The organism is Clostridium swellfunianum, assembly GCF_023656515.1.
GTDB classification, from domain to species: domain Bacteria; phylum Bacillota; class Clostridia; order Clostridiales; family Clostridiaceae; genus Clostridium_AT; species Clostridium_AT swellfunianum.
On the sequence record NZ_JAMOFV010000006.1, the window covers coordinates 4,337,163 to 4,361,475 of the forward strand.

General features: G+C 34.1%; 22 protein-coding genes. 5 read left to right on the top strand and 17 right to left on the bottom strand.

Annotation, left to right across the window (positions count from 1 at the left end):
- Positions 1-3: 3 nt before the first annotated feature.
- From NBE98_RS20620 to NBE98_RS20655, 8 genes are all read right to left on the bottom strand, one after another.
- Positions 4-906 carry a DNA-3-methyladenine glycosylase family protein gene (locus NBE98_RS20620; protein ID WP_250816882.1) on the bottom strand — a complete coding sequence of 301 codons (903 nt, stop codon included), beginning with the start codon at positions 904-906 and terminating at the stop codon, positions 4-6.
- Positions 907-1,024: 118 nt separating this feature from the next.
- The gene (gene gltA / locus NBE98_RS20625; protein ID WP_250816883.1) at positions 1,025-2,416 is read right to left on the bottom strand and encodes an NADPH-dependent glutamate synthase; all 1,392 of its coding nucleotides are present in this window, start codon (positions 2,414-2,416) and stop codon (positions 1,025-1,027) included.
- A 12-nt stretch (positions 2,417-2,428) separates the two neighbouring features.
- The gene (locus NBE98_RS20630) at positions 2,429-3,307 is read right to left on the bottom strand and encodes a sulfide/dihydroorotate dehydrogenase-like FAD/NAD-binding protein (protein WP_250816884.1); all 879 of its coding nucleotides are present in this window, start codon (positions 3,305-3,307) and stop codon (positions 2,429-2,431) included.
- A gap of 279 nt (positions 3,308-3,586) precedes the next feature.
- Entirely contained in the window at positions 3,587-4,753 is a 1,167-nt protein-coding gene (locus NBE98_RS20635; protein ID WP_250816885.1) for an iron-containing alcohol dehydrogenase, read from the bottom strand.
- A 222-nt stretch (positions 4,754-4,975) separates the two neighbouring features.
- Positions 4,976-6,898: a sigma-54-dependent Fis family transcriptional regulator gene (locus tag NBE98_RS20640; RefSeq protein WP_250816886.1), complete on the bottom strand. Its 1,923-nt coding sequence runs from the start codon at positions 6,896-6,898 to the stop codon at positions 4,976-4,978.
- 109 nt (positions 6,899-7,007) lie between these two features.
- The gene (locus NBE98_RS20645) at positions 7,008-7,859 is read right to left on the bottom strand and encodes a 3-hydroxybutyryl-CoA dehydrogenase (protein WP_250816887.1); all 852 of its coding nucleotides are present in this window, start codon (positions 7,857-7,859) and stop codon (positions 7,008-7,010) included.
- Positions 7,860-7,883: 24 nt separating this feature from the next.
- Entirely contained in the window at positions 7,884-8,660 is a 777-nt protein-coding gene (locus NBE98_RS20650) for a short-chain-enoyl-CoA hydratase (protein WP_250816888.1), read from the bottom strand.
- Between the two features lie 105 nt (positions 8,661-8,765).
- Positions 8,766-9,413: a redox-sensing transcriptional repressor Rex gene (locus NBE98_RS20655; RefSeq protein ID WP_250816889.1), complete on the bottom strand. Its 648-nt coding sequence runs from the start codon at positions 9,411-9,413 to the stop codon at positions 8,766-8,768.
- Positions 9,414-9,685: 272 nt separating this feature from the next.
- Here NBE98_RS20655 and NBE98_RS20660 point away from each other — a divergent pair, with 272 nt between their 5' ends.
- Positions 9,686-11,599: an ABC-F family ATP-binding cassette domain-containing protein gene (locus NBE98_RS20660; RefSeq protein WP_250816890.1), complete on the top strand. Its 1,914-nt coding sequence runs from the start codon at positions 9,686-9,688 to the stop codon at positions 11,597-11,599.
- 28 nt (positions 11,600-11,627) lie between these two features.
- Here the strand turns inward: NBE98_RS20660 and NBE98_RS20665 are convergent, their stop codons facing one another.
- Positions 11,628-12,794: a metallophosphoesterase gene (locus NBE98_RS20665; RefSeq protein ID WP_250816891.1), complete on the bottom strand. Its 1,167-nt coding sequence runs from the start codon at positions 12,792-12,794 to the stop codon at positions 11,628-11,630.
- Between the two features lie 224 nt (positions 12,795-13,018).
- On the opposite strand from NBE98_RS20665, the gene NBE98_RS20670 reads away from it, so the two are divergent.
- Complete coding sequence (locus NBE98_RS20670) at positions 13,019-13,156, top strand: hypothetical protein (protein WP_250816892.1); 138 nt, start codon at positions 13,019-13,021, stop codon at positions 13,154-13,156.
- A 39-nt stretch (positions 13,157-13,195) separates the two neighbouring features.
- On the opposite strand, the gene NBE98_RS20675 is transcribed toward NBE98_RS20670, so the two are convergent.
- The 4 genes from NBE98_RS20675 to iadA form a co-directional block, all read right to left on the bottom strand.
- Positions 13,196-14,317, bottom strand: a complete 1,122-nt coding sequence (locus NBE98_RS20675; RefSeq protein WP_250816893.1) for a GerAB/ArcD/ProY family transporter — start codon at positions 14,315-14,317, stop codon at positions 13,196-13,198.
- Positions 14,318-15,520 carry a Ger(x)C family spore germination protein gene (locus NBE98_RS20680; protein ID WP_250816894.1) on the bottom strand — a complete coding sequence of 401 codons (1,203 nt, stop codon included), beginning with the start codon at positions 15,518-15,520 and terminating at the stop codon, positions 14,318-14,320.
- 35 nt (positions 15,521-15,555) lie between these two features.
- Positions 15,556-17,082: a spore germination protein gene (locus NBE98_RS20685; protein ID WP_250816895.1), complete on the bottom strand. Its 1,527-nt coding sequence runs from the start codon at positions 17,080-17,082 to the stop codon at positions 15,556-15,558.
- A gap of 178 nt (positions 17,083-17,260) precedes the next feature.
- Positions 17,261-18,439 (bottom strand): beta-aspartyl-peptidase, encoded by a 1,179-nt coding sequence (iadA, locus tag NBE98_RS20690; RefSeq protein WP_250816896.1) that lies wholly within the window; start codon positions 18,437-18,439, stop codon positions 17,261-17,263.
- Positions 18,440-18,688: 249 nt separating this feature from the next.
- Between iadA and NBE98_RS20695 the strand changes: the two genes are divergently transcribed.
- Positions 18,689-18,826 carry a hypothetical protein gene (locus NBE98_RS20695; RefSeq protein WP_250816897.1) on the top strand — a complete coding sequence of 46 codons (138 nt, stop codon included), beginning with the start codon at positions 18,689-18,691 and terminating at the stop codon, positions 18,824-18,826.
- A gap of 52 nt (positions 18,827-18,878) precedes the next feature.
- On the opposite strand, the gene NBE98_RS20700 is transcribed toward NBE98_RS20695, so the two are convergent.
- The 4 genes from NBE98_RS20700 to NBE98_RS20715 all read right to left on the bottom strand — a co-directional run bounded on the left by NBE98_RS20700 (position 18,879) and on the right by NBE98_RS20715 (position 22,711).
- Positions 18,879-19,598, bottom strand: coding sequence for a DUF554 domain-containing protein (locus NBE98_RS20700; protein ID WP_250816898.1), 720 nt, complete (start codon positions 19,596-19,598; stop codon positions 18,879-18,881).
- A 23-nt stretch (positions 19,599-19,621) separates the two neighbouring features.
- Positions 19,622-20,113 (bottom strand): YajQ family cyclic di-GMP-binding protein, encoded by a 492-nt coding sequence (locus NBE98_RS20705; RefSeq protein WP_250816899.1) that lies wholly within the window; start codon positions 20,111-20,113, stop codon positions 19,622-19,624.
- Positions 20,114-20,178: 65 nt separating this feature from the next.
- Positions 20,179-21,303: a Ger(x)C family spore germination protein gene (locus tag NBE98_RS20710; protein WP_250816900.1), complete on the bottom strand. Its 1,125-nt coding sequence runs from the start codon at positions 21,301-21,303 to the stop codon at positions 20,179-20,181.
- Positions 21,278-22,711 (bottom strand): spore germination protein, encoded by a 1,434-nt coding sequence (locus NBE98_RS20715; protein ID WP_250816901.1) that lies wholly within the window; start codon positions 22,709-22,711, stop codon positions 21,278-21,280. The genes NBE98_RS20710 and NBE98_RS20715 overlap by 26 nt, the downstream gene beginning before the upstream one ends.
- A gap of 94 nt (positions 22,712-22,805) precedes the next feature.
- On the opposite strand from NBE98_RS20715, the gene NBE98_RS20720 reads away from it, so the two are divergent.
- Both NBE98_RS20720 and NBE98_RS20725 read left to right on the top strand, forming a co-directional pair.
- Entirely contained in the window at positions 22,806-23,882 is a 1,077-nt protein-coding gene (locus NBE98_RS20720) for a GerAB/ArcD/ProY family transporter (protein ID WP_250816902.1), read from the top strand.
- A gap of 175 nt (positions 23,883-24,057) precedes the next feature.
- Complete coding sequence (locus NBE98_RS20725) at positions 24,058-24,228, top strand: zinc-ribbon domain-containing protein (RefSeq protein WP_250816903.1); 171 nt, start codon at positions 24,058-24,060, stop codon at positions 24,226-24,228.
- Positions 24,229-24,313: the final 85 nt, after the last annotated feature.

The window sequence follows — 24,313 nt, forward strand, 5'->3', positions numbered from 1 at the left end:
AACTTACTCAACACTTATATTATTTTCTCTAGCGTAATAGAAAAGATACTGCTGTGCAAAGCCTGATAATTCTCCAAACTTGTTTCTTCCAAAGTCTCTTATCTTCTTTAAAGATACATCAGGCGCTAAATAAAAGTGCTGCATCGCTCTCTTTACCCATACATCAACAGGAAAAGCTGAATGTTTACTCATAGAAAACAGCATAATGCAATCCGCCACCTTAGGGCCAATTCCGTTGAAGATCTGCAGTGCTTCATGGCAGCCATCATCACTTTGTTCTTTAATATAATTCAAATCATATTCCTGTTTATATTCTTCAGTTCTGCTTTTATTAATTTTCTCAACAGTATCTGCAATATATTTAGCCCTAAAGCCCACACCACAAGCTTCTATTTCTTCCATAGAAGCTTTAGCAAGCTCTTCTGGAGTAGGAAAAGCATAATAGGTATTACCCTTGTACTCAAGTTCCCTTCCCCATCTTCTGCTTATATTGTCTATGGCTCTTTTTATCATTGGAATTCTATTATTTGCTGAAATTATAAAGGATATTACAAGTTCAAAAGGCTCCTGTTTTAGAATCCTTATTCCATGACCAAATTCAATAGATTGTCTTAGTAGTTCGTCCTCTTTTAAAACTTCTTTTATGCTTGAGTAATCCCTGCACAAGTCAAAATAATCAAGCCATATTTCGTTAAATTCTTTTTCATTAGTGTTATATATAACAACATCATCGCCTTTTTTTTCAACCTCTATAACTTTTCCAAAGGCAACACCAATATAATTTTTATTCTCTTGTCTATTCCATCTAAAACACTGACCACAGTCAAATATATGAGCAAGCTCGAAGTTTTTTACTCCTTCAATTACTACAGAGTTATCTATTTCAATAATTTTATTAAAATCCATATTCGGCCTCCTTATACTAATTCATTTAAAGTTTAATCATTATCTCTAAATATATACTATAAATTTCCCATTTTCAACAAAAACAAAAGGACAGTATCAATTGATACTGCCCTTAAAATTATTTTTCAACGTTTATTAAAAACTCATGTATTGCCTTAGCTGCTTTCTTTCCTGCACCCATTGCAAGTATTACTGTTGCAGCTCCTGTAACTGCGTCTCCACCAGCATAAACTCTGTCTTTTGTAGTTAAGCCAGTTTCATCTTCAGCTACTATACACTTTCTCTTATTGATTTCCAAACCTGTTGTTGTTGAAGAGATAAGTGGGTTTGGAGAAGTACCAAGGGACATTATTACTGTTTCTACGTCCATTACAAACTCTGAATCTGGAACTTCAACTGGCTTCCTTCTGCCTGAAGCATCAGGCTCACCAAGTTCCATTTTGATGCATTTCATACCCTTAACCCAACCCTTTTCATCTGCAAGAATTTCTGTTGGATTAGTTAAGACATCAAAAATTACTCCTTCTTCCTTAGCGTGATGAACTTCTTCAACTCTTGCTGGAAGCTCGGACTCCGAACGTCTGTAAACTACGTGTACTTCTGCTCCTAGTCTAAGAGCTGTTCTTGCAGCATCCATTGCCACGTTTCCGCCGCCAACTACTGCAACTCTTTGGCCAACCTTAATTGGTGTATCGTAATCTTCCTTGAAGGCTTTCATAAGATTTGTTCTTGTTAGGAATTCATTAGCTGATAATACTCCATTAGAGTTTTCGCCTGGTATTCCCATAAACTTTGGAAGTCCTGCTCCTGAGCCTATAAATATTGCGTCAAAACCTTCTTCTTCTAAAAGTTCATCTATTGTAACTGTTCTTCCTACAATTACGTTTGTTTCTATTTTAACACCGAGCTTCTTAACGTTGTCTATTTCATGCTTAACAACTGTATCTTTTGGAAGTCTGAATTCTGGTATTCCATAAACCAAAACTCCACCTGGCTCATGAAGAGCTTCAAATATAGTTACGTCATAACCAAGCTTAGCTAAGTCTCCAGCACAAGTTAGCCCTGCAGGACCGCTGCCTATAACTGCAACCTTCTTTCCTTTGCTCTCTTCTCTTTGAGATAAATCTATATTATTCTCTCTTGACCAGTCTGCTATAAAGCGTTCAAGCTTGCCAATAGCTACAGGCTCACCCTTTATTCCAAGTATGCACTTTCCTTCACATTGAGATTCTTGTGGGCAAACTCTACCGCATACTGCTGGAAGAGAACTTTGTTTTGCTATTATTTTAGCAGCCTCTTCAAACTCACCATTTTTAACATGCATTATAAATTCTGGTATCCCAATAGTAACTGGGCATTGTGTAACACACATTGGCTTTTTGCAGTTTAAGCATCTTGAAGCTTCCTGCATCGCCTCTTCATCTGTGTAACCTAGACACACTTCTTCAAAGTTTGTTGCTCTAACCTTTGGATCTTGTTCTGATATTGGAGTTCTCTTCATTCTATCCATTTGTAAATCCCCCTAGTTATCGCAGCAGCCACAGCCGCCTTCATGATGATGTTCTTCTCTAAACTTAGCCTGTGCTTCTTCGCTCTTGTACATTGTCTGTCTTCTCATAGCTTCATCAAAGTCTACAAGATGACCATCAAATTCAGGACCATCTACGCAAGCAAACTTAGTTTCTCCACCTACAGTAACTCTGCAAGCGCCACACATTCCTGTACCATCTACCATTATAGGATTTAAGCTTACTATAGTATGAATTCCAAGCTCTTTAGTAAGCCTTGCAACAAATTTCATCATTATCATTGGTCCTATAGCAACCACTAAATCGTAATGCTTTCCTTCTTCTTGAACAAGCTTCTTTAAAAGATCTGTAACAAGTCCCTTAAAGCCATAGGAGCCATCATCTGTAGCAACATATAAATCTCCAGCTACAGATTTCATTTCATCTTCTAATATAAGCATATCCTTAGTTTTACTTCCTACTATAACATCAGCTTTTATGCCTCTTTCGTGAAGCCACTTAACCTGAGGATATACTGGAGCTGTTCCAACTCCCCCTGCTATAAATATCATCTTTTTATTCTTTAATTCTTCCAAATCTTCATGTACCATTTCAGATGGCTGTCCAAGAGGTCCTACAAAATCTGCAAAGCTGTCTCCTGCTTCAAACAAAGCCATTTCCTTTGTAGACGTTCCCATTGCTTGAAACACTATAGTTACTGTTCCCTTGTCTGCATCATAATCACAAATTGTAAGAGGTATTCTTTCACCTTTTTCGTGCATTTTAACTATTAAAAATTGACCTGGCTTGGCCGATTTAGCTACTCTAGGAGCTTCAACGTCCATTAAATAAATATTTGGCGCCAATATTCTTTTTTCTACAATCTTATACATTTAAAGCCCTCCCGTTTCCTTTTAAGCACATAAGAATAATTAGTTCTTATGACACCGTATTTATTATTCTCTACATAAAAATTATTAGTTTTTATTCATCAAAGTATTCATTTATACTTTCTTCCCTAACCAAACTTATTATAACATATTATTAAAATATTTCATTATTAAAAGAGAAATTTGTAAAAAAATTTGAACTATTGTAGCAAGTATCTTTTTTGCTCCTTCATGAAAAGACTCCCCTGCAGAAAAACCGCAAGAGAGCCCACTAATTTACTATTAGAATGTCACTTTTTCTCCAGTAAAGGTGCAAGTGTAAAGCTTCTTCATCTCTTCTACTGTAATTGCTCTTGGGTTTGAACCAGTACACGCATCTAATACTGCATTTGCTGATATTCTATCAACATTTGCATAGAAATCTTCTTCAGTTATTCCATACTCTCTTAATGTTTGAGGAACTCCCATAGCCTTATTCATTTCCTTAATCATATTTGTTAAGGAATCTATTAACTCATCTTCAGTAGTTCCACCAAGTCCAAGATTCTTAGCTATTTGAGCGTATCTAGCTCCGCAAGCCTTTTTATTAAAATCTATAACATATGGAAGATAAATAGCATTAGCACAGCCATGAGGAACATGGAATACAGCTCCTGTCTTATGAGCCATACTATGGGTTATTCCAAGCAATGCATTTGAAAATGCCATTCCAGCTAAGCATTGTGCATTATGCATTTCTTCTCTTGCTTTTTTATCTCCTTCAAAGGATCTTAACAGGTTTTCTTTAACCATTGCAATAGCTTGCATTGCAAGCGGGTCTGAAAAGACTGATCTTAAACCTGCAACATAGGCCTCAATTGCATGAGTTAATGCATCCATACCTGTGTGAGCTGTTAAAGTTGCTGGCATTGTTTCAGCAAGTGATGGATCCACAATAGCTATGTCAGGAGTTAAGTTGAAGTCTGCCAAAGGATATTTAATTTGCATTTTATAATCAGTTATTACTGAGAAAGCTGTAACTTCTGTAGCAGTTCCGCTTGTTGATGGTATAGCTGCAAATCTAGCCTTTTGTCTTAACTCCGGAATACCAAAAGGTATAACAGCTTGCTCAAAAGTAAATTCTGGATACTCATAGAAAATCCACATTGCTTTAGCCGCATCTATTGGTGAGCCTCCGCCTATTGAAATAATCCAATCTGGTTCAAACTCCCTCATGAAAGCTGCGCCCTTCATAACTGTTTCTACTGATGGGTCTGGTTCAACACCTTCAATTAGTTCAACCTCCATGCCCGCTTCTTCTAAATAGGATACTGTTTGCTGTAAAAATCCAAACTTTCTCATGGAACTTCCACCAGTAACTACTACTGCCTTCTTGCCTTTTAAGGTTTTTAAAACTTCCAAGGATCCTTCTCCAAAGTAAATATCTCTAGGTAATGTAAATCTGTTCATTAATAGTTCCTCCCTTTATATCTATAATTGTTACTTTTTTAACCAACACAATATTATATTAAGCAATTTCCGTGCCAGCTTTGTCATAAAATTAACATTATGGCATTCCAAGCCTTTCATTGCAATTTATCTTGTAAAAAAAATAAAACTGTCCTAAAAATGAGCATTTACAAAATATTTTGTTGCTCACTTTTAGGACAGTTGTCATATTTTTTAACAATCCTATATATTATACTTTTTCATTTTTAAATACAAAGTATTCCTGCTTATACCTAAGGTTTTTGCTACGTGTGAAATATTCCCTCTAAATTTATTCATACAAGCCAGGATTGCCTTTCTTTCAAGTTCTTCTAAAGAATATATATAGCTTTCCTCTTTTTCGTCTATGCAGCCAGCTATAAACTCTAAAGCTTGCTCCTCTTGTTTCATAGTATTTACAAATCTGCTGCTTATACCTGAAGATAACTTTCCACCTAGATTAACAATATTCTCAATAACATTTTCCAGTTCTCTTATATTTCCCTGCCAATCATAATCTAAAAACTTCTCATATAATTGTGCATCTATCTCTGGTATTTCCCGTTTCAGCTTACTGGCCTTAAGCTTTAAGAAATTTTCAACTAAAAATACTATATCTTCTTTTCTATCTCTCAATGGAGGAAGTTCAATAGGAATAACGCTAAGCCTATAAAATAAATCCTGCCTAAAGGTTCCTTTTTCAATTTCCTTTTTTAAATCTTTATTAGTGGCAGCAATTATTCTAACATCAACTGGTATGCATTTTGTTCCACCAACTCTTGTAACAGTTCCCTCCTGAAGCACTCTTAATAGATTTACCTGCATATCAAGAGGCATCTCTCCAATTTCATCTAGAAATAAGGTTCCTCCATTAGCTAATTCAAACTTTCCAGGATGCCCGCCTTTTCTAGCCCCTGTAAATGCTCCATCATCATATCCAAACAATTCGCTTTCAATAAGATTCTTAGGAATTGCGCCACAGTTTATAGCTACAAAACCATAATCACGCCTAATACTTTCATTGTGTATAGCCTGAGCAAGTACTTCCTTTCCTGTGCCACTTTCACCCTGGATTAATACAGTTGAAGGGCTGTTTGCTATTTGCCTTGCATACTCAATTACCTTTTTAATTTGTCTGCTTTCACCGATAATATTTTCAAAGGTGTACCTAGCTCTCATACCCGTATATTTATTAACTAAATTTATAACATTTTGAATTTCCTTAAGAGTTACTACAGTTCCAATTGACTCCTTATCTACAGAATTAATGGGATAAAAATTCACATTATATCGTTCTTTTTTAGTTCCATTGGTCAAAGAAATCTCTTCATCCTGTATACTTTTTTTACTTTCAAAGGCTCTAACTATTTCCTTAAATTCTGCGAAAGTTTCTGTAATATTTTTCCCAATTGCTTGTTCTTCAGTAATTCCGAACATATCGCAGGCATTCTTATTAATAAGCCTAATACTCCCTTTATTGTCTACAGCAAAAATTCCTGTTGATATTGATCCCATAATAGTATTTAAATAACTATAGGCTTCAGTAAGTCTTGACTGAATCAAATCACTTTTCATCTGATTTTCTATTGATTTTACTGCAGCTGCTACAAGCCCTAGGGTATGTGGATGAACAAGCTTACTGCTTCCTGTTAAATTCAAAGTACCCACAATTTCACCCTTTTCATTATGAATAGGTGCTGCAGAACATGTCCATCTATGGTAGGCTGTTATAAAATGTTCCGTTGCAGAAATCTGAATAGGCGAATCTTCCTTTATAGCTGTACCCATGGCATTTGTGCCAATACTTCTTTCATCCATGTAAGCACCAACTACCATATTCAATTCTCTAGCTGCTTTAACAACCTCTCCATCTCCAACTAGATTTAAAATACAGCCTTCCTTGTCCGTAAGAATTATAAAAAATCCAGAGCCTTCTAGAAAGTTATATAACAAATTCATAAAAGGTTCTGCAACTCTTAACAAGTCCTTATTATTATTTATATTATCTGAAACCTCACTGCCTTTTAGTATCTTTTTAGGTAGAGTTCTTTCCTTTTCAACTCCATACTCAACACATCGTTCATGAGATTTTTTAATTATTTCTTCGTGCCTATTCTTTGAGTACATAACTTTCCATCCCCAGTTTAAAATTCTTATTCTTATAATATGAATTATATAGTTTTATTCCATATAAGAAAAGAAAAAGCTGCAAATTTTGCAGCCTTTTCTTTATGAATTACTGTTTGTTATATGTAAAGAAGCCTCTTCCTGATTTTCTCCCTAAATAGCCAGCTCTCACATATTTTCTAAGCAGTGTATGAGGTCTGTATTTAGAATCACCTGTTTCCTTATAGAGCACTTCCATTATTGATAAAACTACATCGTTACCAATAAGGTCTGAAAGTGAAAGTGGTCCCATTGGATGATTTGCTCCAAGCATCATAGCTTTATCAATATCTGATGCCTCAGCAACACCTTCAGATAATACACCAATAGCTTCGTTTATCATAGGAATAAGAATTCTGTTTACTACAAAACCAGGAGCTTCTTGAACTTCCACTGGATCTTTTCCTATTAAAACAGATATATCTTTAATAGTTTTAACAGTTTCCTCAGAGGTTGCAATTCCTCTAATAACCTCCACAAGCTTCATTACTGGTGCTGGATTAAAAAAATGCATTCCTATAAATCTGTCTGGTCTTAATATAGCTGAAGCTATTTCAGTTATTGATAAAGAGGAAGTGTTTGTTGCAAAAATAGCTTCACTCTTGCATATATTATCTAGTTCTTTGAAAACATTCTTTTTAATTTCCATATTTTCAATAGCAGCTTCAATTATCAAATCACAATCTGAAGCAAGTGCCAAGCTTGTGGTTCCTGAAATTCTTACAAGCATTTCCTCTGAAGCTTCCATTGTAAGCTTGCCCTTTTGTACAAGCTTTGATAGATTCTTTTGTATTCCCATTAAGCCCCTGTCCACAAATTCATCTTTTATATCTCTGAGCACTACTTCAAATCCATTTGCAGCAAAAGTTTGAGCGATGCCCGCTCCCATTGTGCCTGCCCCTAAAATAAATATTTTTTTCATAGCAATCCCCCCATATTCTCTTATCTATTTATTAATAAAGTTCTTGTGCCTTCTTTCAATAAATGCTGTCATGCCTTCCTTTTGATCTTGAGTTGAGAAACATTGCGAGAATATATCCGCTTCATACATAACTGCAGTATCTATATCCATTTGCATCCCCCTATTAACAGCAGCCTTACACAGCTTAACTGCTATTGGAGCATTTTCGGCTATTCCGTTAGCCAGAGTTTTAGCCGTTTCCATAAGCTTGTCAGGTTCAACAACTTTATTAACGAGGCCAATCCTATATGCTTCAGCAGCATCTATCATCTTGCCTGTATATAATAGTTCTTTTGCTGCTCCTATTCCCACAATCCTTGCTAGCCTTTGAGTTCCCCCAAAACCTGGGGTTATACCAAGCCCTACCTCTGGTTGTCCAAATTTAGCTTTTGAAGAAGCTATTCTAATATCACAGGCTAGTGCAAATTCACAGCCCCCTCCCAAAGCAAATCCATTTATAGCCGCTATTACAGGTTTCTCTAAGTTTTCAATTTCTCTAAAAATCCTATTCCCAAGTGCACTGAAATTCCTGCCTTCAAACACCGAAAACTCCTTCATTTCTGTTATATCAGCTCCTGCTACAAAAGCTTTTTCGCCTGCTCCTGTTACTATTACAACAAAAACATTGTCATCCTTCTTTAGGTCTTGTAAAACCTCTTCTAATTGAAAAAGCACTTGTGTGTTAAGAGCATTCAATGCCTTAGTCCTGTTTATAGTTATAGTGGCCAAATGATTTTCTTTTTGCAAAATTATATCATTCACAATAACTCCCCCATAAAAAAAATAGAAACTGAAGTTTAATCTTCAATTTCTATTATAAGTCCACAAAATGCTTATTTCAATATTTTTCCTGACAACGCTTACATATTATCTCTTTTCTTCATCTCTATCTTTCAACAGATATGCTAGAGTAAGCAAGCTCTCGCTAAGATGAACATTTTCTACTACAACATATTCAGGAACAATCAAGTCAGTAGGCGCAAAATTCCATATTGCTCTTATACCATTTTCTACTAGTAAGGAAGCAACCTTTTGGGCACTATTGTTTGGAACACATACTATTCCAATATCGATATGATGCTCTTCTAAAAATTTAGGAAGCACATCTATATCTTGAATTTCAATATCTCTAATTCTAAGCCCCATAAGTTTAGGATTGGCATCAAAAATACCATCCAAAGTAAATCCTAATCTTTCAAATCTTGTGTAATTAGCGATCGCCTGACCAATGTTACCTGCCCCAATTATTATAGTTTTATAATCCTTAGTAAGTCCTAAAATTGAACTTATTTCATTGTATAAGTCTTTAACATTGTATCCATAGCCCTGCTGACCAAAATCCCCAAAACAATTCAAATCTTGTCTAATTTGTGATGCAGTAAATCCGATTCTTTCACTCAATTCCTTTGAGGAAATTCTATCTACATCATTTTTTAGAAGTTCAGCTAAGTATCTGTGATATTTAGGCAGTCTTTTTATAACAGCCATGGATATGTTGCTTTTTTTCTTGTCCATAACACACCTCGTCTCTTTAATATACTTCTATGATAAACCTACCATTAATTTTATTTTCTAATTTATAGTATTACTTAAATTTTTAGTACTGTCAATATTTTAACACATTAATTCCTATATTGTAAATTTATTCAATGCGATTTTTTATATATAAATACGCTATTTAATATTATTGTCATAATACTTCCAATTTAATCTTACTATGAAAATAACTTTTTTATTTTACAAAATCTATTTACATAGTACAATATACTATGGGAGAGTGAATAAAAGTGATTATTTTAAGCTGTAAGGACATCCATAAAAGTTATGGGATTGATGTAATTTTGGATAAAGTAACATTTAATATAAATGAGGGTGAAAAGGTTGGGCTTATTGGAGCTAATGGAGCTGGCAAAACTACTCTTTTTAAAATTTTAACTGGTCAGCTAGATCAGGACTCAGGTGAGCTTTTTATTGATAAAAACAAAAAAATCGGCTATCTGTCTCAGCATCTTTCTTTAGAAAGCACAAGTACAATATACGAAGAGCTTTTAACTGTGTTTAGCGAGCTTTTGAATATGGAAAATAGAATGAAAGAACTTGAGGTTAAACTAAATGAGCCTTACGATAGCTCAAAGCAAGACTACCACGATAAGATAATTAATGAGTATACTAGCCTTTCAGAGCTATATGATCACAGAGGTGGTTATACCTATAAAGGTGAAATAAGCAGAGTATTAAAGGGATTAGGTTTTACAGAGGAAGATTTTAATAAAAATATAAATATTTTAAGCGGCGGTCAAAAGACAAGAGTTTCTCTTTGCAAGCTTCTTTTAACAATGCCTGAAATACTTCTTCTAGACGAACCTACCAATCATCTTGATTTAGATGCTATTGAATGGCTGGAAGACTATTTAAAGAGCTATAAGGGAACTATCATTATAATATCCCACGATAGATTTTTCCTTGACTCAATAACAAACAAGACCGTTGAAATGATTAACGGACATGTTAACAGCTATAACGGAAACTATACAACCTTTGTAGATCTTAAGAAAAAAAATTATGAAGTACAACTTAAGGCATATAACCTACAGCAGGCAGAAATAAAAAGACAAGAGGAAATAATTGAAAGATACCGATCCTTTAATAGAGAAAAAAGTATTAAAGCTGCAGAAAGCAGAGAAAAAGCTCTTGAAAAAATAGACAGAATAGAAGCCCCTGATAAGGAAGCTAAAGCCTCAAAGATTAAGTTTGAAACTCAGATTAAGTCTGGCAATGATGTGCTTCATGCAGAAGATGTAAGCAAAAGCTATGGAGATAAAAAACTGTTTGATAGTTTAAATTTAGATATTAAAAGAGGAGAAAAGACTGCTCTTATAGGCGAAAATGGAAGAGGTAAAACCACTCTGTTTAAAATCATAATGGATAAGGTAGAAAAAGATACCGGAATAAAAGTGCTTGGTAAAAATGTGTTCATAGGCTACTACGATCAAGAGCAATCTGATCTTCATTTAGAAAAGACTGTGCTTGATGAAGTCTGGGATGAATTTCCTAATATGACTACAACACAGCTTAGAAATGCTTTAGCCGCGTTTTTATTCACAGGCGATGATGTATTTAAGCACATATCCACATTAAGCGGCGGTGAAAAGTGCAGAATAAATCTTTTAAAGCTCATGCTTTCTAAGTCAAATTTTCTTCTTCTTGACGAGCCTACTAATCACCTCGACATAAATTCGCGCGAAGCTCTGGAAGATTCCCTATTAAGTTATGATGGAACTTTGCTTGTTATATCTCACGACAGATACTTTTTAAATAAGGTTATAGATAAGATTTACGAACTTAAAGAAAACGGAGTAAAAGAATATCTTGGCAACTACAGCTACTATGTTGAAAAGAAGAAAAATCCTCAAAGATATGAAGAGGAGCTTGCTAATGTAGGAAAAACAAAAACTCAAATTCAAGAAGAGAAAAAGAAAAAACGGGAAGCTGAAAAACAAGAAAAAGAAAAGCAGCTTAGAGTTAAAAACCTAGAAACTTCTATAAGCGACAATGAAAAGAAGCTTTTAGACCTTCAAAATCAGCTTTGTCTTGAGGAGGTTTATTCTAATCCTCAAAAGAGTGAGGAAGTGAATAAGGAAATCTCTCTAGTAGAAAGCTTATTGGAAAAACTATATAGCCAGTGGGAAGAATTAATATAAAAGGCTGCATTTTTGCAGCCTTAAATTTTTACTCTATAAATTTTAAATTTATCTCTACAAGTTCAGAGCCGTTTCCTATTCTTATAGGCGGCCCCCAAGTTCCTATACCTGAGGATACAACCACATTTAAATTACTCTTTTTTAAATATCCCCAGTCCAGTTCATATATTCTTTTAATTACATAGCCATTCGGGTACATCTGTCCTCTGTGAGTATGCCCAGAGACTTGTAAATCAACTCCATTAATCATTGCAGCATTTAAATCTTTAGGGTTATGATCCATTAAAATTATAGGAAGAGTTTTATCTATTCCATCTAAAATCTTATCAAGAGGCTTTCTGCTTCTCTTGTAGTAGCTTTCCACAGCTATGTCCTCCCTGCCTGCCACATAGAAGTTATTATCTACTTTTATATACTCGTCATTAAGCACCTTTACTCCAGCAGTTTCAAGAGTTTTAATAAGCTCTTCTGAGTCTCCTCCATAGTAATCATGATTTCCAGTTACAGCATATACCCCGTATTTAGTTTTAAGCCTTTTAAAGTTTTCACTCATATTTTGTTTTTTAAAGGCTTCTATTTTATCATCTATTATATCTCCTGCTATTAAAACCATATCAGGCTCAAGCTCGTTAACCTTATTAATCATCTTAAAGAGTCTCGAATTATCTACTATAGTCCCAAGATGCAAGTCTGACAGCATAGCGATTTTCAGTTGCTTCAAATTGCCTACTTTCTTAGGAATCTCTATATTATAATTAGATATTTTTATATTTCTAGCATTCCACGTTCCATAAACAAGTATCCCTATTAAAAGTAGAAGCACTAATATTCCCGAGTAAGTTTTAATTATATCGCTTTCACTTATACCTCTTGGAATAAATCTTGCCTTGTTCCTTGCAAATCTTATCAAATCTACTAAAGGAAGAATTATTATGGAATAAAGCATTGCAGCCATCCAATAGCCGCCAACTAAATCTAAATACTGCCTAATTGAAGATGGTAATTTTTTTTCTAAAAGCCTTGCTATAACAAAAGAAAAGGCTATAAACCAAAATATAATCCAATAAATCTTATTATTTAAAAATGGTATATGGCTTCCAACTCCTTGCCAGCCTCTAAGTCCAATATAATAATTAACTCCCCCGAAAATCAGGATAAAAATTACAAACATAATAGCAAATCCAACGTTTCTCATCTATCTCCCCTCAATCTTAGGTAAAATATAGTATTCATATTATATAACTAAAATTATCGTTTAAAAAGTAATAGTTTTTATTTATTAAATTAGAAAATGTTTCAAAGTTTATGACAGCATAATTGTATTTAAACACTCACATAATAAATTCACAAGCTTCTTTAGAGAACATAATAATTGCTTACTATTATGTTCTTCAGTGAAAAAAAGGAGGTGTATATTCTATGGGTAGAAAGGAATATGAAAATAGAGAGGCCCTAAGCAGTTATGACAGTGCAAAGTATCATTCAAGAAGTGCAGAATTTAAGAAGAATCATAAAGCAGAAGAAAAAAATACTAAGGAAAAATTTAAGCAAAGCTAGATGCTTTGCTTAGTGAAAATTAACAATCAACAATAACCATCATTGTTGATTGTTAATTTTTCTTGGTTTCCTTTTCTTTTTAACACCATTTTTAATAAAAATAGCTGTTATAAACAAAACAGGCAAACCTATACCTATAGCAGCCGATATCTGTGCCCATGGATAGGCTAAGAAATTAATATAATTCTGATGATCTTTTCCTAAACGACTTGTAAGCACAATTAAAATAGGAGTAAGAATATATACTATTTTTCTGTCTTTTTTTAGTCTGAAAGTATATTTAATACAATATTCAGAGCACCAAAACATTAATACTGATTGAACATACATTGACCATACGAAAAAGCTTACCATTATAAGTTCATATCTTGGAAGGTATCTAGTAAGCTGTGCACTTCTTACCTGCTGCATACATACTACTACAAACTGCTTCATAACATCAGTACCCAAAACTGCCACCTCGAAAAATGGCCAAATAAGTACTGAAATTGAAGCTATTATCATAGCAGAAAAAGTTATAGTTTTTACTCTCTTCTTACTATTTAGCATTGGATATACCATCCCCAACACTAAAATTACCATACTAGTATCTACAAAAGTATATATGCTGTTAATTACATTTACTTTAATGCCTTTATCAAGAATTGGATATATATTTAAAATCTTAAAGTCTGGCATAACACCTAATATCATTGTTATATTTATAGCTGAAAGCATGAAAAATCCAAAAAATGAAAACCTAATAACAACTTCTGCTCCTGTTATGACACCATAGGTACATACTACTGTGTATATTAAACTTAAAACAATAAAAGGTGTCTCTGGAAGAAAGTATTCCTTTAAGTGCAAATTGATTACATTTGCTGAGACAGCATAAGCATAAGCAAAATAACACGCTAGAATAATACTAATCAGCTTACTTATCCATTTACCAAAAAGCTCTTCTGAAAATTCGACCATTGTTTTTTCTGGAAACTTAGATGCAGCATATATCATTAAAAGTGCAACAACTGTTCCGAAAATAAATCCTATAGCCATAGTTATCCAGACGTCGCTGCCGCTCTTCCTTACAATTACTCCAGAAGTTATACCTATAGCCTTTCCAAACAATATGCTAGGAATCATAAAAAAATATTGGAGCCTATCTATTTTTTCTCTCATTTACTTTATTTCCTCTCCAGCTTTGTGTTCAAGTTTTATTGGAATCTGATATAAAGCTCCTGATTCAATATCAATCTGTGCACTTATACTTACAGGTACCATAGGGTATATCTCCTCCCATTTAGGCTTTATCCTGTTATACCACTCTTCCTTATTCGCGATATGAGTCATCATAGCAAAACGAACTACATCACTTTTAAATTCCTTCTGCACCTTATCAACTCCTAGTTTAATTTGTCTAGTTATTTGTTTTGCTGCTTCTTCTTGTACCACAGCTTTCAGTTCATCTGTAGTCATTTTTGTTACATGATCAAGTTCAGTAATATCGGCTTTGGCATTTATATCAATAGTTATTGATGGTATTTCTCCTGGCACTACATGCGCTTTAGACTTCACTTTTATGTCTTTTAGTTCAATAGAAACCTTAAGCTTCTCTTCACCTACATCACCAACATCTACAATTGCGTTTTTTAGTTCGCCTCTTACCCATACAACACCTCTTGTTTCCTCTGGAGACAACCATCCAATCAACTTGTTTCCCTTAAAAACTGCAGCTCCCTCAAGTTCTATCTGTCTGCCTTGATTACTTTGTGCTTCCTCACCTTCTGGCATATTAAGAGCAGAGATTAACGGCTGAGTTGCTTCAGCCTTAAAGTCTCTAAATACACGTACCATATCTGAAGCTATGCTTTCTGCTGGAAGTTCATAATATCTAAAGAGCTCTGCAATAGAGAATGCAGGTATATTCTCAATTCCAGTTTTAGCTTCTATATATGGTCTAGCATCTCCATGTGATATTGCTACCCAAGTTTTCATCCTTAACTCATGGTTTCTTGTAAAAAAATCAATTACAGGGGTAATATCTTCTTCTGCCAGAGATTCTCCAATTATAATAACATTGTTGTGCGCCCACATAATTCTTCTAGAAGAAAACTTTGCTATATTTCTTATAGCCTCAAATATTGTATTTCCTCTTGCTGTTCCAACCCAAACAGGCTGGTCGCCGCCCCCGCTCTTTCCTCCTTGACCTGAAGCACTGGAAGGTTTAGCAACTTGAACAGTAACAGTAAACTCATTAGATCCTTTTTTCTTGTCTACCCCAACAGCCATTACAAGCCCTAACTCATTTAACTCTCTAGAGTCCCAACAACCTGTAAGAAATATCGTATTTAACGTCAAGATGATGGCAATAATTTTTTTCATAACTACACCTCCCTATAGCAAGGTAAAATATTTCTTTAGTTGTTTGTAGGAGGTTTAGGCTTCAATTGCTCACTATCTGCCTGTCTGTCAAAATCCTGAGGCTGAGTTATCCTAGGTCTTTTCTTCATCATCCACCAAGGAGCCCTAATAAGTACATCCTTATTACCAGGTAATCTGAAAGGGTCAATTGGTGTAAGGAATGGTGCGCCAAAGGAACGAAGTGATAAGAGGTGCAGTGTTATAACAATAGTGCCACCTAAAAATCCTAGAATACCAAAAGAACCTGATAAAAGAATCAATGGAAATCTTAAAAGTCTGAAGGATGTAGACATACTATATGCAGGTACTGCAAAAGAGCTTATGCCTGCCGCTGAAACCACAATTACTAATATAGGCCCTACAAGCCCTGCACTAACTGCAGCTTCCCCCATAACAAGTGCTCCCACTATGCCAACTGCCTGACCTACTGGTTTAGGCATCCTAAGTCCTGCTTCTCTCATTATTTCAAATATTGTTTCCATTAGAAGCACTTCAAGTATTGCAGGAAACGGTACTCCTTCACGTCCTGCAGCTATTCTAAGCGCCAACAGAGTAGGATACATCTCTTGATGGAACTCCGAGAGCATAACATAAAAAGAAGATAAGGTTAGGGATACAAACAATGCGAATAATCTCAACCATCTTATAAAAGTGCCTATATAATATCTTTCATAGTAGTCTCCAGTGGCCTGAATATATTGCCAAAAAACTGTAGGAACAACAAGGCAGAAGGGAGTATTATCTATAAGAATAGCTATTCTTCCTTCTAAAATAGCTGCTGCTGCCTTATCTGGCCTTTCCGTATGCTCTATAGTTGGAAATATCGATTGTGGAGCATCTTCTATGAATTCTTCTATATATCCGCTTTCCAATATTGAGTCTACTTTAATCCTATTTAATCTTTTCTTAAGCTCTTCTAGTATGCCTTTATTCACTAGATTATCTATGTACACAAGTATTACATCAGTCTTGGTTCTTTCACCAATTTTCATTGCATCCATTCGCAAGCTGTAGTCTCTAATTCTTCTTCTAATAAGAGAAGTATTAACACGAATATTTTCAATAAAGCCATCTCTAGCTGATCTAACTTCACTCTCTGATAAAGGTTCTGATACAGAACGAGATTCATAGCCTCTCGTAGACATAATTATAGCTGTATCAAAGGCTTCAATAAATAATGCAGTATCTCCGCATAAGACTGCATCAAAGATTTCATTCCACTTTTGTGTTTCATTAACTGAGGGAGATAGAAGCCCTGCTTCTTTTAATGCTCTAATAGGACCAGCAGTCGCTGCAAAATTTCTTTCAATAGAAGACTGAGCATTTGTCATAAGAGGTTTAAGTATTATGTCGTCTAATTCTTTGGTTCCGGTAAGTCCATCTATAAATAATATAAAAGCTCTACAATTATTAAAAGCTGGTATAACAAAATTTCTTATAATAATGTCGGAGCTTTCACCTAATATACTTTTAATTTGTTTTTCATTATCATTAAGGCTTCTTCCTATTTTATCTTCAATCATAGCTCCCATCCTTCAAACACAAATCCAAAGAATATAAAAAGTTAACTTGTTAACTTTTCAGTTAGATCTAGTAATTCTTTGTTTTATCTTTTATCTAAATTATAACCATACTATGGATTACTATACTTTAGCTGCTAAATCAAAAGTGCCCCTGGCTATTTGCCAGAAGCACTTTTATTTATTTTTGGAATGTTCCAAAAACCTTTATTTTCTTATCTTTAACCATCATTTTCCCTTTTGCTATAACTGTATTTATTTCAAGCTTCTCTTCTTCAAGTAAAATTAAATCAGCATCAAAGCCTTTTTCAATTCTTCCTTTTTCTCTAAGCTTTAGAGCCCGTGCTGGATTCTCAGTTAAGACCATTAATACCTGCTCAATCCCTATTCCATTCTCGAAAACAGCTGCTTGAAGTTCTTCTAAAAGAGTACTGCAGCTTCCCATTCTTAAACCTATAAACTCTTTTTTATCATTAAACATGGGTAAGCTTCCTTGACCATCTGAACTAAAGGTTATTCTCTCCTCAGGAACACCCTTATCCAAGCACATCTTCAAAGCCTTACTTGCCTTGATTTCACCTTCCTCCCAAAAACTTGGGTCTGAACTTGTTGTAAAATCAATATAACCTCCATTCTTAGCATACCTAATTGCTTCTTCAAAGAGATAAGGATTTCTACTCATATGGGTTGGTATAAACTGAGTAATTGGCAGTTCAGTGTTTTCAGTGATATCAAATAAATGATTTAACATCCTTCTACCGTCACCTAAATGTATATTAACTACTCCAGCCTTTCCTGAAAGTATACCTGCTACCCTGGCATCTGCTGCAATCTTTTTTATTTCCTCTACAGTAGGCTGAGAGGAACGGTGGTCTGAAAGAGCAATCTCCCCCACTCCAATAACCTTATCTATCATCATAATATCTTTCATTATGCTTCCTGTAATAGTTGTAACTGGTACTCTATAGTTGCCTGTATAAATATACGTGCTTATTCCTTCTTCTTCCAAGGCTTTTGCTTTTGCATACAAAGCTTCCATACTTCTTCCTACTCCATCCGTTCCGAGACATCCAACAATAGTAGTTACTCCAGCAGTAGTAATATCCGTAAGACTTATTTCTGGAGTTCTTGTGCTGAAGCCTCCTTCTCCACCTCCACCAAGTATGTGTACGTGGCTGTCTATAAAACCTGGTGTCAGTATCATACCAACTCCATCAATTACTTCAAAATCAACATTACCCTTAAAGTTTATTTCTATATTATCATCTATAGCTGCAATTTTATCGTTAACTATAAGTATATCCTTAATTCCTAAAAACTTCGGGGAATAAATTTTTGCACTTTTTATAAGTTTAATCATTGCTCTACCTCCACTCTTAAGGCTAACCTTAACATACTTCCATCAATATTATACACTTTTTCCAATAAAGTATATATAAGTAAGATAATCATCCAAATGAATAAAATTATTCCTACTGTATATACTATGATTATATGTTTATAATATATTATATTTATTAATAATTATTATTGACAAATAGATAGAATTATCGTAAAATTATATTAATAAAACAACGTGAGTTCAAATTTTATGAAAGGGTGATTTTTAATGAGAACTACAAATATGGATAATCAAAATAAAGAAAAAGAAACTAAGGGAATGAGATCTAATTTTTCAAAAGAATTTACAAATAAATATGACGAAATAGATAAACTTACTGAGCAGGCTTATTCAAATTTAACATAATTTAATAATAAATGCACTGACTAGGTTATAATTCCAGTCAGTGCATTTATTATTAGAATAACATATAAAAGTATTTTCCCAGCGAACTTGCTATGGGCACATATAAAGTAAAATATCCTATTGGTATTAGTATTGCAGGCAGAAGATTCGCTACTTTAATTTTTGTTAATCCCATCATATTGAAACCTAAACCTATTATTAGAAGACTGCCTACAGCAGAAATTTCTGTAACAACAGGTTGGGTAAGAACTCCCTGAATAAAAGAAGCCCCCACTGTTATCAGCCCTTGATAAATAAATACTGATACAGCCGAAAGAGTAACTCCTATTCCAAGTGTTGAGGTAAACATTATAGAAGAAATTCCATCAAGCATTGCTTTCGTGAAAAGAATTTCATGGTCTCCCTTTAACCCGCTGTTTAAAGAACCTACTATCGCCATTGCTCCAACACAGTATACAAGACTTGCAGTAACAAAGCCTTCCGATACCTTGCCACCTCTTCCTTGAAGTTTAGTTTCTATAAGGTCTCCAAGTCTTTTAAGCCACTTGTCTATATCTACAAGTTCACCAATAATAGTTCCAATAACAATTGAGCATATAACTAAAATCATATTGTCTGATTTAATTGCCCCGGTAATACCAATAACCATTATGCAAAGAGCCAAGCCCTTCATAATAGAATCATTTATTCTTTCAGGAATTCCCCCCTTAAGAACAAACCCAGCCAAGCTTCCAACAATTATGGCTAGTGAATTAACAACTGTTCCTAACATTCTTAGCCCCCATCTTATTTCTGCTACCTATAGTTAGTAAACTGCAAATCTATACCAAAGTCTTTGTTTCTAAGAAGCGCAATAACAGCCTGAAGGTCATCCTTGTCTTTTGCAGACACTCTAACTTGGTTTTCCATGATTTGAGTTTGAATCTTTAGCTTGCTTTCCTTAATTTCAGCAACAACTTCTTTGGCTTTTTCTTTTGAAATTCCTTTTACTATTTTAGCAGTTTGTCTTACTGTACCAAGACTTGCCTTTTCTACCTTCTGCAAATCTAATGCTTTAGGAGACAACCCTCTTTTTATAAATTTAGCTTTTATGATCTCAACAACAGACTTTAATTTAAATTCGTCGTCTGAGGCAATCTTTATCTCCTCTTCTCCTAAATCTATTTCTGTCTTGCTGCCTTTAAAATCATATCTCTGTTCTATTTCCTTTTTTGCTTGATTAACTGCATTGTCAACTTCCTGCATATTAACCTCTGAAACTACATCAAATGAATATGTACTTGCCATTTGCTTTACCCTCCCTGTCTTTATCTACTCATTATATTAATAAACTTTACGCACTTTATCAATATCTAATCCCAAAAATCCTGAGTATCTGGAGAACCTTCGATATTTTCATTGACTACAACCTCAAGTTCTGTAATTTTCAAGGGATTTTCAACTTTTGCATTTGGATACTTTCTTTCAAGAGTTTCTTTAACCTGGAAGATATCTAAATCCTGTTCTTTATATTTTTCAAATACTCTCACGCAAGCCCTCTTTATATTGTCCTCCGATTTTTGTTTTACTTTAAATATATTTTCACTACTTAAGACCAATCCTTTTTCAATCTCTTCAATATTTGTTTTTATATTTATTGTTTTCCTAAGCCTAATTACTTTGCCATCATAAGTAAGATCAGTACTTGTTCTATTACTCAGTATATTTAGCGAAACGAAATTATTTTCTTGCTGAGGATTGCTTATTTCCAAGCTTCCTGTTTTTAAAGTATTCATAAGGAAATTATACCCTTGGCCATCTGTACGAGGCAGTATTTCCATAAACTTATCATCTTTGAGTATTGCACCGCCATCTATCTCAACTCTCTCCTCCGGTACATTTTTCTTTATACCTATTAAAGTTATTACTTCAGTTTTACTCCCTATTAATCTTCTATTCAAATACTCATTTAACGCCAACCTAACTGCTCTTGTTGATGCTCCCTCATTATCAATTAACTCCTTAACAATTATCCCAAGATACTCCTGGCCAGCTATTTTAAGCTTCATTAAATCCTCTGGATTGTCATTGGTAATTGCAATATACGGTCTTATTATGAACTCTTGATGCCTATCAAATATATCCAGCCAATTATCGATTCCAACCTTAGCAGCTCTGCAAGTAAAAATAACGGCCTTATGCTGAGTATAATTCAGCTTATAGCTTGTAGAAAGGTGTATATCTCTCAACGCTTCGTAGGTTGTTTTTCCGGTCCCTTTCAAAAACACTCTTTGCCCTCTTTCAGAACCAGAAGAGGAACTTCTAAATGGTTTGAAGGCTTCTACATACAAAATAGGTCTATTGTCTTTATCAATATCAACAATTACTGAGGTAATGAAAAGAAGCTTATTTATATCTCTGTAGCTAAAGCAGCCGCTAAAGGATATAAGATTACAGAACAATATTATTGAACTAATTATTCTTTTCGTCTTTTTCACCCTTATCCTCCTTATCACCTTCATCAAAAATATTATTAGTTAAGTTTCTAAGGTAATCTGTAGTAATAATATCTCTATGCTTATAGCTTCTAAGAGTTCCTAAAGGAAACAGATATGGATATCCGCAGCTGTTTAAACCTGCAATATGAGATACAAAGATACAAAAGCCTATATAAAAACCTGGCAAGCCTAAAACACTTGAAAACAGAATAGTAACTAAATTCCAAGTAGCTATAGCGTAGTAGATTTTAGGTACCAAAAAGGAGCATATCGAGCTTATGGCAACTACTATTAGCGTTGTCTGGGAGGCTAATCCTGAACCTACTGTTGCATCTCCTAAAATTAATGCTCCTACTATACTCATTGTCTGACCTATGGGCTGAGGAAGCCTTATTCCTGCCTCTCTAGAAAGCTGAAAGAAAAAATTCATTAGAAGAACTTCTATGATAGTAGGAAATGGAACTCCAGCTCTTGAAATGGCCAGTCTAAAGGTAAACATATACGGGATTAGAGAAAAGTGATGAGTAACTATGGCTATGTAAAAACCCGTAAGCAATGTAGCTAATATGAAGGCAACCCATCTTAACATTCTAGCACCATTAGCAAAATAGATATTTGAATAGTAATCATCACCTGTATGAAAATTTTCAAAAAAGAAATACGGTGCTGTAGCTACAAAAGGTGTACCATCCACAAATATAGCTACCCTTCCCTCGCAAAGCCTTGAAGCTATAACATCTGGCTTTTCAGTATAGCCAATGGTGTCAAAGGCAGTATGCTTGCATTTAAGCTTTTCTTCGATATAATTAATGCTCAAAATAGCTCCAGTCTCTATGCTTTTGAGCTGTTTTCTTATATATTCCACTAGTTTTTCTGGAGCAGAACCTTTAATATATGATAGTACCACAGTAGTATGAGTTTTTTCCCCCATCATCATGCTTTCGAACTTTAGGTTAGGGTCTTTTATTCTTCTTCTAATAAGAGATATATTATCAGCCAAAACCTCGTTAAATCCTTCCCTTGGTCCTTTAATCTGAGCTTCTGTTATAGGCGTTTGAATAGACCTTTTACTAAACCCCTTAGAATCACAGTAGATTACTTCCTTGATAAAACTAAATACTATTATAGCGTCTCCTGAAAGTAAATGTGTAAGAAGGTCATCTTTCGTCTTAAGCACCCCCATGGAACCTGCTGAAATGATGCCTTTCTTAATATCTATCAGGCTTCCAATTTCTTGTCTTGAGTTTGACAGAGGTGCTATTATAAATTCGCTAATATATTTTGAATCGCACATATTGTCTATAAATATAACAGTAATCATGCCTTTATCTGTAATTATCTCTCTATATTTAACATCAAAACTATCTACAAAGGTGTCTTTAATATATTGGATTATTCCTTCATTCATATATTTCACCTCTCCAGTTTTATTGTTTGTAGCATTCTAGGTTAATATTCGCATTTATGGTCAAGAATAGAAAATGCGAAAGGAGAGATGACTTGTGGATAAGTTCAATTCAAGACATATAATATTTTTAATTCTAGGCACAGGAATAGTATCATTAAAGACTTATCCTACTATTTTCACTAAGGTTGGCGGGAGGGATAGCTGGGTTGCCGTAATAGTTTCTTCGATTTTAATAATTATCTACTTTTTATATATCATAAATGTATGCCGCAAGACTAAAACCTACAGTCTTTATGAAATCTTCAAGGGTGCTTACGGGAAAATTATAGGCACAGTCTTCATGATTGTTTATATGCTCATGTTGTTTCTTACTTTAATAGAAAGCTCTGCAGTTGAGGCAAACTCTATGCATACAAACATGCTTTTAAGCACGCCTCAGTGGTTTTTTCTTATATTTTTTATAATCCCCGCAATTTATACTGTTAAGAAAGGAAAGGTTGCAATTATAACTGTTACTATAATAGGAATAGTACTTATAATGATAGCTGGAATCAACTTAGCTATACTTACAGCAAAGTACAAAAAATTTCAATATTTATTTCCAATTTTTAAAGATGGTATTACTATAAATTTTTTAATTACCATATTAAAAACCTTTGGACTTTATGGAAGTATTTCAGTAGTGCTGCCCTATTTGTGTGAAATTAAAGATACAAAAAATATCATTAAAGACAGCTTAATCGGATTATTTATATTAATACAAATGCAAATTGTTTCAGTTACAGGTGTTATCATGACCTTTGGAATTAACAGAGGAAATCTAATTTCTTATCCAAAGCTTATTCAAACTCAAAGAGTAAGTCTTTTCGATTTTCTTGAAATGGGAGAGCTGTTTGTTATGCTTCAGATTGTAGGAGGCTGGTTTATAAAATATGTACTCACATTTTTTGCTCTGACTAAACTTTTAAAGGATCTGAACATAAATAATAAGTATATTCACTATGTAATTAGCACCATTGTATTCTTGTTTGCTTTCTTCGCAGCTAATAATTTATTTACTTTATTTAAGCTTCTAGACTACTATACATACATATCTTTTGTAGGATTTATCATTATTCCCTTAATTACTTTTATTATGTATTCTATAAGAAAAAATGGTAAAAATCTTTGATAAATTCGGCAAAATCATATTGTATTTTATAAGCTATATGCTATAATAATTATTGAGCAATTGCTCTAATTATTTTTCGGGTCTATTTTTCAAGGTACTTTTAACCCCTTTAATCAGAAAAGGGAGCATGGTCCAAGAACAAATTAGTCCCTATGATTAAAGGAGGATTTACAAAATGGCAGATAAGAACATTACTTGCAAAGACTGCGGAAAAGAATTCGTATTTACAGAAGGTGAGCAAGCTTTCTACAAAGAAAAAGGATTTGAAAATGATCCAGTAAGATGCCCAGAGTGCAGAAAAGCTAGAAAAGCTGAAAAGAACTCTCAAAGAGAAAGAAGATTCTAATTTAACTATAAAGAGAGGTTAAAACCTCTCTTTTTTATTTTTTGATAAAAACAAAATAGCACCGAAGCTTGCTTCGATGCCATCA

Coding starts and splice junctions, on each gene's coding strand:
- NBE98_RS20620 (WP_250816882.1), bottom strand. CDS start 906: ATGGATTTTAATAAAATTATTGAAATAGATAACTCTGTAGTAATTGAA.
- NBE98_RS20635 (WP_250816885.1), bottom strand. CDS start 4,753: ATGAACAGATTTACATTACCTAGAGATATTTACTTTGGAGAAGGATCC.
- NBE98_RS20685 (WP_250816895.1), bottom strand. CDS start 17,082: ATGATTGAAGATAAAATAGGAAGAAGCCTTAATGATAATGAAAAACAA.
- NBE98_RS20705 (WP_250816899.1), bottom strand. CDS start 20,113: ATGGCAAGTACATATTCATTTGATGTAGTTTCAGAGGTTAATATGCAG.
- iadA (WP_250816896.1), bottom strand. CDS start 18,439: ATGATTAAACTTATAAAAAGTGCAAAAATTTATTCCCCGAAGTTTTTA.
- NBE98_RS20675 (WP_250816893.1), bottom strand. CDS start 14,317: ATGAGAGAAAAAATAGATAGGCTCCAATATTTTTTTATGATTCCTAGC.
- NBE98_RS20715 (WP_250816901.1), bottom strand. CDS start 22,711: ATGAATGAAGGAATAATCCAATATATTAAAGACACCTTTGTAGATAGT.
- NBE98_RS20665 (WP_250816891.1), bottom strand. CDS start 12,794: ATGAGAAACGTTGGATTTGCTATTATGTTTGTAATTTTTATCCTGATT.
- NBE98_RS20680 (WP_250816894.1), bottom strand. CDS start 15,520: ATGAAAAAAATTATTGCCATCATCTTGACGTTAAATACGATATTTCTT.
- NBE98_RS20630 (WP_250816884.1), bottom strand. CDS start 3,307: ATGTATAAGATTGTAGAAAAAAGAATATTGGCGCCAAATATTTATTTA.
- NBE98_RS20695 (WP_250816897.1), top strand. CDS start 18,689: ATGAGAACTACAAATATGGATAATCAAAATAAAGAAAAAGAAACTAAG.
- NBE98_RS20670 (WP_250816892.1), top strand. CDS start 13,019: ATGGGTAGAAAGGAATATGAAAATAGAGAGGCCCTAAGCAGTTATGAC.
- NBE98_RS20655 (WP_250816889.1), bottom strand. CDS start 9,413: ATGGACAAGAAAAAAAGCAACATATCCATGGCTGTTATAAAAAGACTG.
- NBE98_RS20725 (WP_250816903.1), top strand. CDS start 24,058: ATGGCAGATAAGAACATTACTTGCAAAGACTGCGGAAAAGAATTCGTA.
- NBE98_RS20700 (WP_250816898.1), bottom strand. CDS start 19,598: ATGTTAGGAACAGTTGTTAATTCACTAGCCATAATTGTTGGAAGCTTG.
- gltA (WP_250816883.1), bottom strand. CDS start 2,416: ATGGATAGAATGAAGAGAACTCCAATATCAGAACAAGATCCAAAGGTT.
- NBE98_RS20645 (WP_250816887.1), bottom strand. CDS start 7,859: ATGAAAAAAATATTTATTTTAGGGGCAGGCACAATGGGAGCGGGCATC.
- NBE98_RS20640 (WP_250816886.1), bottom strand. CDS start 6,898: ATGTACTCAAAGAATAGGCACGAAGAAATAATTAAAAAATCTCATGAA.